The organism is Aminobacter anthyllidis (genome assembly GCF_018555685.1).
GTDB lineage: Bacteria > Pseudomonadota > Alphaproteobacteria > Rhizobiales > Rhizobiaceae > Aminobacter > Aminobacter anthyllidis.
Genome location: NZ_JAFLWW010000013.1, coordinates 106,410 through 119,093 on the forward strand (window position 1 = coordinate 106,410; position 12,684 = coordinate 119,093).

The 12,684-nt window shown below is 65.9% G+C and carries 11 protein-coding genes; 7 read left to right on the forward strand and 4 right to left on the reverse strand.

Annotation, left to right across the window (positions count from 1 at the left end; genetic code table 11):
• The first annotated feature begins 57 nt into the window (after positions 1 to 57).
• The 3 genes from J1C56_RS29635 to J1C56_RS29645 are packed head-to-tail and all read left to right on the forward strand — an operon-like array spanning position 58 to position 2,935.
• A complete protein-coding gene (locus tag J1C56_RS29635; RefSeq protein WP_214393525.1) occupies positions 58 to 1,164 on the forward strand; it encodes a FecCD family ABC transporter permease in 1,107 nt (368 codons plus the stop codon).
• A complete protein-coding gene (locus J1C56_RS29640) occupies positions 1,161 to 1,934 on the forward strand; it encodes an ABC transporter ATP-binding protein (protein WP_214393526.1) in 774 nt (257 codons plus the stop codon). The genes J1C56_RS29635 and J1C56_RS29640 overlap by 4 nt, the downstream gene beginning before the upstream one ends.
• On the forward strand, positions 1,934 to 2,935 hold the full coding sequence (locus J1C56_RS29645) for an LLM class flavin-dependent oxidoreductase (protein WP_214393527.1): 1,002 nt from the start codon (positions 1,934 to 1,936) through the stop codon (positions 2,933 to 2,935). The genes J1C56_RS29640 and J1C56_RS29645 overlap by 1 nt, the downstream gene beginning before the upstream one ends.
• Before the next feature lie 7 nt (positions 2,936 to 2,942).
• Here J1C56_RS29645 and J1C56_RS29650 read toward each other — a convergent pair whose 3' ends face one another.
• Positions 2,943 to 4,187: a TCR/Tet family MFS transporter gene (locus tag J1C56_RS29650; RefSeq protein ID WP_214393528.1), complete on the reverse strand. Its 1,245-nt coding sequence runs from the start codon at positions 4,185 to 4,187 to the stop codon at positions 2,943 to 2,945.
• A 313-nt stretch (positions 4,188 to 4,500) separates the two neighbouring features.
• On the opposite strand from J1C56_RS29650, the gene J1C56_RS29655 reads away from it, so the two are divergent.
• Entirely contained in the window at positions 4,501 to 5,949 is a 1,449-nt protein-coding gene (locus tag J1C56_RS29655; RefSeq protein WP_214393529.1) for an aldehyde dehydrogenase family protein, read from the forward strand.
• Positions 5,950 to 6,105: 156 nt separating this feature from the next.
• On the opposite strand, the gene J1C56_RS29660 is transcribed toward J1C56_RS29655, so the two are convergent.
• The 3 genes from J1C56_RS29660 to J1C56_RS29670 all read right to left on the reverse strand — a co-directional run bounded on the left by J1C56_RS29660 (position 6,106) and on the right by J1C56_RS29670 (position 8,880).
• Positions 6,106 to 6,777, reverse strand: coding sequence for an MBL fold metallo-hydrolase (locus tag J1C56_RS29660; protein ID WP_214393606.1), 672 nt, complete (start codon positions 6,775 to 6,777; stop codon positions 6,106 to 6,108).
• Positions 6,778 to 6,827: 50 nt separating this feature from the next.
• Positions 6,828 to 7,994 (reverse strand): diphosphate--fructose-6-phosphate 1-phosphotransferase, encoded by a 1,167-nt coding sequence (locus J1C56_RS29665; RefSeq protein ID WP_214393530.1) that lies wholly within the window; start codon positions 7,992 to 7,994, stop codon positions 6,828 to 6,830.
• 157 nt (positions 7,995 to 8,151) lie between these two features.
• A complete protein-coding gene (locus J1C56_RS29670) occupies positions 8,152 to 8,880 on the reverse strand; it encodes a L,D-transpeptidase (RefSeq protein WP_338001529.1) in 729 nt (242 codons plus the stop codon).
• A 178-nt stretch (positions 8,881 to 9,058) separates the two neighbouring features.
• Here J1C56_RS29670 and J1C56_RS29675 point away from each other — a divergent pair, with 178 nt between their 5' ends.
• The 3 genes from J1C56_RS29675 (at position 9,059) to xylB (ending at position 12,681) form a co-directional block, all read left to right on the forward strand.
• Positions 9,059 to 9,682, forward strand: coding sequence for a LysE family translocator (locus tag J1C56_RS29675; RefSeq protein WP_214393532.1), 624 nt, complete (start codon positions 9,059 to 9,061; stop codon positions 9,680 to 9,682).
• Between the two features lie 10 nt (positions 9,683 to 9,692).
• Positions 9,693 to 11,015, forward strand: coding sequence for a tetratricopeptide repeat protein (locus J1C56_RS29680; RefSeq protein WP_214393533.1), 1,323 nt, complete (start codon positions 9,693 to 9,695; stop codon positions 11,013 to 11,015).
• 214 nt (positions 11,016 to 11,229) lie between these two features.
• Positions 11,230 to 12,681 (forward strand): xylulokinase, encoded by a 1,452-nt coding sequence (xylB, locus tag J1C56_RS29685; RefSeq protein WP_214393534.1) that lies wholly within the window; start codon positions 11,230 to 11,232, stop codon positions 12,679 to 12,681.
• The last annotated feature ends 3 nt before the right edge of the window (positions 12,682 to 12,684 follow it).

Below are 12,684 nucleotides of genomic sequence, written 5' to 3' on the forward strand. Positions count from 1 at the left end.
GCGCTGCCGCCAGTCCTGGCTGCGGCGCGTTTCCACCAATGCGCTGAGGTGAGCCCCATGGATATCGCAACGACCGCCGGCCTGCCGAATGGCCATGCCGCGCTAGGCAGCGCCCGGCGCTACCGGCAAGCAGGACGCTGGCGGCTCGCGGTCATCGTATTGTCTGCGCTTGCGCTTTTCGTGCTGGCCGGTGCCGTGGCCGTCGTCGGGATATCCGAAACCGGTCTTGCGACCTTGCTTGCGATCGTCGTCGAAAAGCTCTCCTTCGGCTATGTCAAGGCAAACGCCGATCCGCAGCAGGCTCGGGTGCTGCTCTATCTTCGCCTGCCACGCGTCGTCATGGCCATGGTGGCGGGCGGTTCGCTGGCATTCGCCGGCGTGCTGATGCAGGCGATCACGCGCAATCCGCTGGTCAGTCCCTACACGATCGGCGTGTCTTCGGCGGCGGCCTTCGGCGCTTCTGTCGCCATCATGTTCGGCGTCGGCTTCAGCGCAGCCGGCCTCTATTTCGTGCCGCTGACTGCTTTCCTCTTTGCCCTTGGCTGTGCCGTGCTGGTGTTCTCCATGGCTTGGCTGCGCGGCATGGGTGCCCAGACAATGGTGCTGACCGGCATCGCGCTGATGTACCTGTTCAGCGCGATGACGGCGGCCGTGCAGTTCGTCGCCACCCAGGAGCAGCTTGCACGTGTCGTTCACTGGACCTTCGGCAGCCTCAACGGCATCGGCTGGGACGCGGTTGCGGTTGCTGGCCTCGCGCTGCTGATCGCCCTGCCGCTGGCCCAGGCCAAGGCCTGGCAGTTCAACGCGCTGACGAGTGCCGGCGATGACGTATCACGTTCGCTCGGCATCAATGTCGCGATGCTGCGCGGGCTTGCGGTGGTCTTGTCGGTGGTGGTCTCGGCGGTTGTCATCAGCTTCACCGGCGTGATCGGCTTCGTCGGCCTGATCGGGCCGCATGTCGGGCGCCTGATCATCGGCAGCGACCATCGTTATCTCATTCCTTTTGCCTCGATCTGCGGTGCGGCCCTGCTGCTGCTCGCCGACACGCTGGGGCGCATGGCGTTCAGCCCGACGGTCATTCCCGTTGGCATCGTCGTCGCCTTCGTCGGCGTGCCGCTGTTCCTGCACCTGATCCTGTCGCGCCGCTCGGAGTATTTTTCATGAGCGCCCATCTTTCGATCGAGCAAGTCGGCTTCGGCTATGGCGCGCGGCAGGTCTTGCGCGACGTTTCCGTGGAGTTGGCAAAGGGAGACATCCTCGGTCTCATCGGGCCGAACGGCGCTGGCAAGTCGACGCTGGTCCGGATCGTGCTCGGCCTGGCCTCGCCGTCATCCGGACGAGTCTTGCTCGATGGCAAGGACATGCGCGGGATGACGCCCAAGGCACGGGCGCGCCGCATCGCCTATGTGCCGCAATCGTCGCCGCTCAGTTTTCCGGCGACGGTGTTCGAGACCTGCCTGCTCGGCCGTACGCCACATATGGGCGCGAGCCCGAGCCGCAAGGATCTCGCCGTCGTCGAGGATCTCCTGGGGCGGCTGAGACTCGAGGATTTCGCCTTTCGTCCGATGTCGGAACTCAGCGGCGGCGAACGCCAGCGCGTGATGCTGGCGCGTGCGCTGGCGCAGGAAACCGATGTGCTGGTTCTCGACGAGCCGACAAGCGCGCTGGACATAGGCAACCAGCTTTTCACGCTCCGCGTGGTGGCCGAGATCGCGCGGGAAAGAGGCGTTACCGCCCTTGTCGCCATCCACGACCTGTCGCTTGCCGCCCGGTTTTCCGACAGCCTGCTTTTGCTCGACAAGGGTGCGGTCGTGGGCCATGGCGACTGGCAAGAAACGCTCACTGAAGCGAGGGTTCGCGACGTCTACGGTGTCGATGTCGAGATTGGCATTCTAAGAGGCGTGCCGGTCTTTGCCCCGCATGAGCTGACCTGATGCGCCTCGACATTGCCGGGTTTGCCCGGGGCGGTCGCACCGAGGGCCATGAAAGGCTGCTTGGTCTTTGCGAAAAGATCGACGGCCTGGGCTTCGACGGCATCTGGTTCAACGAGTTTCACTTCCAGGACCCGCCCCAGGCCTATCCCTCGACCTTGATCCTGGCTTCGGCGATCCTTGCCCGGACCCGGCGGCTGAGGGTAGGAACCTCCATCGTCGTCACGCCGCTCTATCACCCATACATGCTGGCCGAGGAGGTTGCGCAACTGCACTGGCAGAGCGGCGGCCGCTTCGATCTGGGCATAGGCCGTGGCACGCATCCGGCGACGCTTGAAGCATTGGGAATTCCAGCGGAGAGCACCCGGGATCGTTTCGAGCAATCCTTCCGGATCATGCGCGACGTTTGGACAATTGGCGCAAGGATAGAGGAAGGCGCGTGCTGGCCAGTCTCGAAAGTCACCGTCGGGCCGCTTCTGGCCCGCGAGACGGTGCCGCTCTATGTCGCGGGAAGCTCGCGTGACACGCTCGGCTTTGCCGCACGCGAGGGGTTGCCGCTGCTGCTCAGCCTCGACCCGCCGGAGGCCGCGCAACTTGCCACCTATCGGGCAATTCTCGCGGAGGAGGGACATGACTGCCGGTTGCGGGCGTCCTCGCTGTCGCGCTACGTCTGCATCGCGCCGACGACCGCGCAGGCGATGGCGAAACTCGACGAGCTGGTCCCGCGGCTATTCGAACGCCGGCTGGCCTCGGCGCGGGCCGCCGGGCGGCCCACCGACCAGATCGTGATGCCCGACAGACAGACGGCCATGGCCCGGCAGGTCATCGCGGGTTCACCGGAGGACTGCGCCGCGCAATTGAACGCACTTGCCTCAAGCAGCGGCATCGACGCCGTCCGGCTGGTCTTCAATGGCAATGGCATATTGGACATGCCGGCAGCTGTCGCCGACATGGAGCTCTTCGGACGCGAGGTGCTGCCGGCCTTGCGGCCCGTTCAGGACTGAGGATTTCTCAGGCCGCCTTTTCGGCTGCATCGGCACGGTCTGCCTTGCGCGCCACCACCCAACCGAGCAGTGCCGCGCCAAGCAGCACGGCGGCCGCGAGATAGAAGGCGAGCCCCGGATAGGGCATCGACGTGCCGTCCCGCACGGTCCACGCATAGACGGCGCCGAAGAACAGCGGCGAGGCGACACCGGCGATGCTCGCCACGCTCATGTTGGCGCCCTGCAACTGACCTTGCTCGGAATCGGTGACGCGTTGGGTCATCAGCGACTGCGTCGTCGGCATGGCGAGGCCCCAAAGTGCGTTCGGGATGATCGCCAGGGTGAACCAGAAGCCGCTCGGTGCCAGGCCCATGCAGGCGATGCCGAAGGCGCCGGCGAACAGGCCGAAGACCATGGTGGCGCGGTCGCCGAAGCGTTTGACGACAGGGCCGACGATCAGGCCCTGGACGATCATGTCGAGCACGCCGACCATCGCGAGCAGCGTGCCGACCTCCCAGGCATGCCAGTTGTAGCGGTAGGCGGCATAAAGCACGAAAACCGCCGAAAAGACGTGATGGGCGAAATGCAGCAGGAATGTCACCGCGGCGAGCCCGGTCAACTCAGGATGCGAGCGCAGCAGCATCATGGCGCCGAACGGATTGGCGCGGCGCCAGGAAAACGCCATGCGCTTTTCGCGCGGCAGCGATTCCGGCAGGACGAAGGCGCCGTAGAGGAAGGCAAGCCCGCTCATCGCCGCCGCCACCCAGAACGGGGCGCGTGGCGAGATCTCGCCGAGGAAGCCGCCCATCAGCGGACCGGCGACGAAACCGGCGCTGAAGGCGGCGCCGATCAGGCCGTAGGCGCGGGCGCGGCCCTCGGGCGGGGTGATGTCGGCCATGTAGGCGAACACGGTGGTGAAGCTCGACGAGGTGATGCCGGCAACGATGCGGCCGAGCGCCAGCCACCACAGGTTCGGCGCCAGCGCCATCAGCACGTAGTCGGCGGCGAGGCCTGCCGTCGACAAAAGGATGACGGGGCGGCGGCCGTAGCGGTCCGACAGCGAACCGATGATCGGCGAGCAGATGAACTGCATGAAGGCCCACAGCGCGATGAAGACGCCATTGATCCAGCCGGCATCGGCGTTGGAACCCGCGAACTCCTCGATAAGCGAGGGCAGCACCGGAATGATGATGCCCATGGCGACGATGTCGAGGACGGCGGTGACGAAGATGAAGGCGATCGCCGCCTGGCGCCGCGAACCAGTGATGGACATGATGGTGGCCTCGATGGACGAGCCTTATAAAACAAGCTGGCGTGCGATCCAGCCGTGGCAGGGAATATTATCGAAACCTACTGACATTGGGGCAAGAACGCGCGAAGCAGTGAACCAACACTTCCCGTAGCGGGACTGCCGGCCTACAAATGCGGTCGGATTCGAGACACGGACGTGCCCCGCGCCGTTCTACAAGTCTGCCAACACCACAGCGCCGCGCGTCCCATTGGACGCGCAAAGGACGCTGTAGCAATTTGAAATCGTGCATGAACCGAAAACCGATTTCGGGTTCATGCACCAGGGAGAGCCTGCCATGCTGCGCAAGACGGATTTCTTCATCGACGGAAAATGGGTCGCGCCCACGGTCGCGAAAGAGCTCGAAGTCATCAACCCTGCCGACGAGCAGGCCTTCGCGGTGATCTCGCTGGGCTCCGCTGCCGATGTCGACAAAGCGGTTGCGGCAGCGCAGCGCGCTTTCCCGGCATGGAGCACAACCAGCCGCGAACAACGTGTGGCGCTGCTCGAAAAGCTGCTCGCCGCCTATAACAGGCGGGTGCGCGACATGGCCCAGGCGATTTCCTGGGAGATGGGCGCGCCGATCAGGCTGGCGCTGGAATCGCAGGCAGCCAGCGGCTCGGGCCACATCGAGAGCTTCATCGACGTGCTGAAGGGCTTCGAATTCGAGGAGCCGCTCAACGAGAAGAACCCGCAGGAGCGCATCGTGCGCGAGCCGATCGGCGTGTGCGGGCTGATCACCCCGTGGAACTGGCCGATGAACCAGGTGGCGCTGAAGGTCGTGCCGGCGCTCGCAGCAGGCTGCACGGTGGTTTTGAAGCCGTCGGAAATCGCGCCGATGTCGTCGATCGTGTTTGCCGAGATGATGGAGGAAGCGGGCTTCCCGGCCGGCGTGTTCAACATGGTCAATGGCGACGGGCCGACAGTCGGCGAGGCGATGTCGCGCCACCCCGGCATCGACATGATGTCGTTCACCGGCTCGACCCGCGCCGGCGTGGCCGTCACCAAGGCTGCCGCCGAGACGGTCAAGCGCGTGGCGCTGGAGCTGGGCGGCAAGTCGCCCAACATCGTCTTCGACGACGCCGACCTGACCGACGCTGTGACACGCGGGCTGGCGCATTGCTTCGAGAATACCGGCCAGTCCTGCAACGCGCCGACGCGCATGCTGGTGCAGCGCCCGGTCTATGCCAAGGCCGTCGATATCGCGGCGAAATATGCGGCCACCGTCAAGGTCGGCAACCCGGCGGAGGATGGCGATCATATCGGCCCGCTGTCGTCGGACGTGCAGTTCGACAAGGTGCAGGCCATAATCGACGCTGGCATCAAGGAAGGCGCGCGCGTCGTTGCCGGCGGGCTCGGCCGGCCCGAAGGCTTCAACCGCGGCTATTATGTGCGCCCGACGGTATTTGCCGACGCCAACAACGACATGCGCATCGCCCGCGAGGAGATCTTCGGGCCGGTGGTGGCGATGATCCCGTTTGAAACGGAAGAAGAAGCTATCGCCATTGCCAACGACACGCCCTACGGCCTGTCGGCCTATGTCCAGACCAGCGACAAGGCCCGCGCCCAGCGCGTGGCGCGCAAGCTGCGCGCCGGCATGGTGCAGATCAACGGCACCGACCGCCCCTATGGGAGCCCCTTCGGCGGCTACAAGCAATCTGGCCTCGGCCGCGAGGGCGGCAAGTGGGGGCTGGAAGACTTCCTCGAGGTCAAGGCGATCAGCGGGTTTGAGGAAGGGTTGGGCTAGGAGGCTACGGCTGAAAATGCCCCCTCATCCGGCCCTTCGGGCCACCTTCTCCCCGGTGGGGAGAAGAGCAAGCGGGGACGGCGCCGATCTCCTCTCCCCACCGGGGGGAGGTCGTCCGAGCGGAGCGGAGGCCGGGTGAGGGGGCAAGAGCGCCCGTCAGCCCTCGTTCCTTCTCAAATAATCCTCGGCGATCTCGCGCATCCTGGCGCCGTCGATGCTGTCGGCATGGCCGCCATGGGCGACGCGTACCGGCAGGGCGGTGAGCCTGCGCATGGTCGCGCAATAGGCGGCGCGGTTCGAATCCGGCATGTCGTCGACCAACAGCCCGCCATGGATGGCGTCGCCTGAGAACAGCGTGCCGTAACGTTCGTCGAACAGGCCGATCGATCCCGGCGAATGGCCGGGCAGATGCAGCACGGTGAAGGTGCGGTCGCCAAGCTCGATCACGTCGCCTTCGTCGAGCAGGCGATGCAGCGGCGCGGGCTTGATCGTGTAGTCGGCGGAACTCCAGGCGGGATGGGGCAGTTGCGACACCGCGCCGGGAAAGTTGCGGAACATGTGGGCGTAGGTAGCCTCGTCAGGCATCGTCTCGAAGAATGGTGCTTCGATGCGCGGACCGGCGCGCCAGGCGAATTCGTGCAGCGAACCGACATGATCGAGATGGACATGGGTGGCAACGACGAGAAGCGGCTTGCCCGGGGTCGTGTCGATTTCGGGCGCAAGCGCACAGATGCCCATGCCGGTATCGACCAGCATGTCGCACTCGCTGCCGCCCACCAGCCAGATGTTGGCGCGGCAATAGTCGGTGACGAACGGCTCGGTCAGCATCGTCGTTGCCTTGTCGACGATGCTTTTCGAAAACCAGCCGGGGCGGGTTGTCACACGAACGGCCTGCCGATCTTGAAGCGGCCGGGCACCAGCCGCCTGAAATAGTCCATGCCCTTTTCAGACACGTGATTGATGTCCGGCAGCATGTAGTCGTCGGGCATGTGCCGGGTCTTGCCGGCGACGTTGGCCAGCGGCACCAGCTTGAGCACGGTCTTGCCGCCCTCGTATTTCAGCGCTACCGAACCGCCGCCCTTGTCGGCCGCATCGATGGCGAAGACGCCGGCATCGAAAGCTTCCTGCGCGTCGACGGCGTTGACCGCGCCGATATAGCCACGCGGCATGTAGCCGAGTGCGTCGACACGGGCGCGCTTGCCGGGCAGACCCTCGGCGAGCGCGTTCTCAAAAGCCCGGCTCAGGTCGCTGCCGGACAGCTTGATGTTGCCATGGGCGTCGCGCTCCAGCTTGTCAGCCGGCACGATGCTCTCGACAAGCGCCTTGCCGTCGGCGGTGCTCACGCCTTCGGAGACCGCAACGACGCAGCGACGATGGCGGGCCAGCGTCTCCTTCACCTCGTCGATGAAGCGCGGCACCGAAAAGGCGCGCTCCGGAACGTAGATCAGATGCGGCCCGTCGGTGTCTTCGTCGCGCCAGGCGGCGGCCGCGGCGGTCAGGAAGCCGGCGTGGCGGCCCATGACGATGCCGACATAGATGCCTGGTAGGGCGCGGAAATCGAGATCGACGCTGAGGAAGGCGCCGGCGACGAACTCCGCCGCTGAGATGAAGCCCGGCGTGTGGTCGTTTTCCTCGAGATCGTTGTCGATGGTCTTGGGCGCATGCACGAAGGCCATGCTGCCCCGCGCCGCTTCGGTCAGGATCTGCTGGGTGCCGGCGGTGTCGTTGCCGCCAATGTAGATGAAGGCCTGCGCGTCGGCCTTCTTGAGGCCCTCAAGCACCAGGTCGCAATAGGCGGCATCGGGCTTGTCACGGGTGCTGCCAAGTGCTGCGCCCGGGGTCGCGGCAATGCGCAGCAACTGCTCCTCGACTATGTCGGTCAGGTCGACATAGTCGCCGTCGCGGATGCCGCGTACGCCGTGGCGCGAACCGAGCACGCGCGCCTTGGGATGGCGCCGGCGGATTTCGAGCACCGCGCCCGCCATCGTCTGGTTGATCACCGCGGTCGGTCCGCCGCCTTGTGCAATCACGAATGTCGAGGGCATGGTCGTCCTCCCCAGGGGTGCCGAAAATGGCCGCCGGAACGGCACTGTTTTCCGGCACATTCGCCCTTCTGGCGAAGGGACGCAATGGGAGATTCAACCGGTTTTGAAGGTTTCGAGAATGGCACGACCGCAGCTGTCGCTCCGGCCCAGTTGCCGGTTAGCCGACGACGATCGGCGTCTTGCCGTTGACGCGGCTGTAGAGGTCGATGACGTCCTGGTTGATCATGCGCACGCAACCCGACGACATCGCCTGGCCGATCGTCCACCATTCCGGCGAGCCGTGGACACGGTAGCCGGTGTCCTGGCCGTCCTTGTAGATGTAGAGCGCACGCGCCCCGAGCGGATTGTCGAGGCCCCCAGGCTGGCCGCCGGCCCACTTCACCAGCTCCGGCTTGCGCGCGATCATCTCGCGCGGCGGCGTCCAGGTCGGCCACTTCTTGCCGTACTGGATGTTGGCGCGGCCGTTCCACAAGAAGCCGTCGCGGCCGATGCCGACGCCGTAGCGTATGGCTTCGCCGCCGGGCTGGACCAGATAGAGGAAGCGTTCCTGCAGCTTGACCACGATGGTGCCTGGCGCTTCGCCGGTCGGATCGACGACGATCTGGCGGCGGAACTTCGGGTCGACCTTGGCGAACGGGATTTCCGGCAGCTGATATCCTTCGTCGGTGAAGGACGCGTACATCACATTGGGGCTGGTGACCTGCTTGTCGACGCTGATCTGGGGACGAACCGACCCGGTGGCCATGTTGTCGAGACCCATCGCCGGCATTTCGAAATCCAAGCTGCGGCTGCAGCCGGCGACAAGGCCGGCGGCACCGAGGCCGAACAGCACCTTGCGGCGCGATGCGAGTTGCGGGGTGAGGTCGGATTTCGGCGATTTCGACACGGCACAGTTCCACTCTATACGCGGGGGCGGCCAGGCACCGGGGGCAGGCCCCGGCTGGATGGAATGCATTTTCACCATTCATGGTTGAAAAAGCATGAACGCCACATGCCGCCCGTTAAGGGCTTTACATCGGCGCGGAGCCGGAGCTTGATCCCGTTTTCAACGAGGGAGAGTTTGCATGTCGTTCGAAAGCTGGGCCGCCTTTGCCGCCGCGTCCGCGGTGCTGCTGGTCATTCCCGGCCCCACCATTCTGTTGGTCGTATCCTACGCGCTCGGCCAGGGCTGGCGCACCGCGCTGCCGATGGCAGTCGGCGTGGCGCTGGGCGACTTCACCGCCATGACGCTGTCGATGCTCGGCATCGGCGCTCTGCTCGCTGCTTCCGCCACCATCTTTACCATCGTGAAGTGGATCGGCGCGGCTTATCTGGTCTATCTCGGCATCAAGCTGTTTCGCGCCGGAGGGTCGCTCGACGCCAAGCCGCGCACGGATGCCGCATCGGCCGTCAAGATGATGGCGCATGCCTGGATCGTGACGGCGCTGAACCCGAAGAGCATCACTTTCTTCGTCGCCTTCCTGCCGCAGTTTCTCGACCGCAGCGGCGATTTCTGGACGCAGATGCTGATCTTCGAGCTGACCTTCCTGACGCTCGCCTTCGCCAATGCCTTCGGTTACGCGCTGGTGGCGGCGCGCGCGCGCAGTGTCGTTTCCAACCCGCGCGCCATCCGCATCTTCAACCGCACCGGCGGCACGTTGCTGGTCGGCGCGGGCATTGCAGCGGCGGTCGCGCGGCCAGGGCACTGAGGGACCTGCAATGGCGAAAGACGGGCTCGGTTTTGCGCTGAGCGGCGCCGACGAGGCGGCAGCAGCGCATTACGAGCGCGGGGTGAGCGAACTCCAGCGCTTCGCCGGCGATCCGGTCGGCTCCGCCGACAAGGCAATCGCTGCCGCGCCCGACTTCGTCATGGCGCATGTGCTGAAGGGCTGGCTCTACGGCCTGTCCACCGAGCGCGAGGCAATGGCGGTCGCACATGACTGCCATGCCGCCGCCCTAGGGCTTGCCGCTACCGCGCGCGAGAAGGCGCATGTCGCAGCCCTTGGCCGTCTCGCGGCCGGGCATTGGCACGAGGCCGGGCACATCCTCGGAGAACTGGCGGCCGAGCATCCGACCGATGCGCTGGCGCTGCAGGCCGGGCACCAGATCGACTTCTTCACCGGCAATGCCCCGATGTTGCGCGACCGCATCGCCAAGGCGATGCCGTCATGGGACAAGGGCATGCCCGGCTATCATGCCATCCTCGGCATGCAGGCCTTCGGCTTCGAGGAGATGGGCGACTACATCAGGGCCGAGGCGTTGGGCCGCGAGGCGGTGGCGCTCGAACCGCGCGATGGCTGGGCCCAGCATGCGGTGGCGCATGTGATGGAGATGCAGAGCCGACAGCGCGACGGCATTGCCTGGATGCGCGGCAACACCGACGCCTGGACGAAGGAGAGCTTTCTCCAGGTCCACAACTGGTGGCACCTGGCGCTGTTCCACTACGATCTCGGCGAGACCGACGAGGTTCTCGCCCTTTATGACGGGCCGATCTACGGGGCGCAGTCGAAGCTGGCGCTCAACATGGTCGATGCCTCGGCGATCCTGTGGCGGCTGCATCTCGGCGGCGTCGACGTCGGCGCGCGCTGGGCTGGCCTCGCGGCGAACTGGGCACCGAAGGCCGCCGCCGGCAACTACGCCTTCAACGACGCGCACGCGATGATGGCCTTCGTCGGCGCCGGGCTGGAAACGCCGGCCAGGGCGATGCTCGATGCCCAGCGCGAGGCGATCGCCCGCGACGACGACAATGCCGCCTTCACCAGGGATGTCGGCCACCCCGTCACGCTGGCGATCAAGGCCTTCGGCGAAGGGCGTTATGGCGAGACGGTGCGGCTGCTCGAACCTGTCCGGGCCATCGCCCACCGCTTCGGCGGCAGCCATGCCCAGCGCGACGTGATCGAGCTGACGCTGATCGAGGCGGCGCTGCGTGGCGGCAATGACGCGCTGGCGGTCAGGTTGGCCGCGGCGCGCCATCATGCGCGGCCGGCAAGTCCGCTGTCGGGCCTGTTCGTCCAACGCGCGGCGCTTCTTGCGCATGGCTGAGCCGGCTGGCCGGTTGCCGACAGGCGTTCGATTTATTTTTTGCGAGTTCCGAAATAAATGTCGACCCAACCCCCGAATGTTTGCTAATAAGCAGCGTCCGTCGGAGGAACGGGACGATGGCCTGGCCGTTTCTGCCTGTTTGGCGATGAAGGCCGACCAATGACGTGAGAGGACGGACGCTTGCCGTCCGCGTCGCTCATTCGGGAGGAATGGCATGTATCTCGGGCTCGATCTCGGCACGTCAGGCGTCAAGGCGCTGTTGATGGATGCCGACCAGAAGATCATTGGTTCCGGCCATGGTTCACTCGATGTCTCCAGGCCGCATCACGGCTGGTCCGAGCAGGACCCGGCCGACTGGATCCGCGCCACGGAAGAGGCGATCGCCGAGCTCAAGGCGGCACATCCCCGCGAAATCGCCGCCGTGCGCGGCATCGGCCTGTCCGGCCAGATGCATGGCGCGACGCTGCTCGACACAGCGGGAAAGGTGCTGCGCCCCTGCATCCTGTGGAACGATACGCGCAGCTTTGCCGAGGCTGCCAGCCTCGACGCCGACCCGCGCTTCCGCAAGATCACAGGCAACATCGTCTTCCCCGGCTTCACCGCGCCCAAGCTCGCCTGGGTGAAGGCCAACGAGCCCCAGGTTTTCGCCAAGGTGGCGAAGGTGCTGTTGCCCAAGGACTATCTCCGGCTGTGGCTGGCAGGCGAATACATTTCCGAAATGTCTGATTCCGCCGGCACAGCGTGGCTCGACGTCGCGGCCCGGCGCTGGTCGCCTGAGCTTCTGGCCGCCACCGGTCTTGGCACCGAACATATGCCGTCGCTGGTCGAAGGCACCGATCGTGCCGGGACGCTACGCGGCGAACTGGCGTCGAAATGGGGCATGGGGCAGGGCGTGGTGATCTCAGGCGGCGCCGGCGACAACGCCGCTTCCGCCTGCGGCATGGGCACGGTCAAGCCGGGCGCGGCCTTCGTGTCGCTCGGCACGTCGGGCGTGCTGTTTGCCGCCAATGGCGCCTATTTGCCGAATCCGGAAAGTGCCGTGCACACGTTCTGTCATGCGCTGCCCAACGCCTGGCACCAGATGGGCGTCATCCTGTCGGCGACGGATTCGCTCAACTGGCTGAGCAACATCACCGGCAAGGACGCGGCCGAACTGACCGGCGAACTGGGCGATGCATTGCGTGCGCCCTCGGGCGTGACATTCCTGCCCTATCTCTCGGGCGAGCGCACGCCGCACAACGATGCCGCAATCCGCGGCTCCTTCACCGGTCTCGCCCATGAGATCGACCGGGCCGGGCTTACCCAGGCCGTGCTCGAGGGCGTGGCCTTTGCCTTCCGTGACAGCCTCGAGGCGTTGGCCAAGGCCGGCACGACGCTGACTAGGGTAACGGCCATCGGCGGCGGCTCGCGCTCGCGCTACTGGCTGAAGTCGATCGCCACAGCACTCGGGCTGCCGGTCGACATTCCCGCCGACGGCGATTTCGGCGCGGCCTTCGGTGCCGCGCGCCTCGGCCTCATCGCAGCCGAGGGTGCCGATCCGCACCAGGTCTGCACGCCGCCCGACACGGCCGAAACCATCGAACCGGTGGCAGCGCTGGCAGGCGCCTATGACGAGGCCTACCAGCGCTACCGCAAGCTTTATCCGGCGATCCGGGGGACGATGTGAACG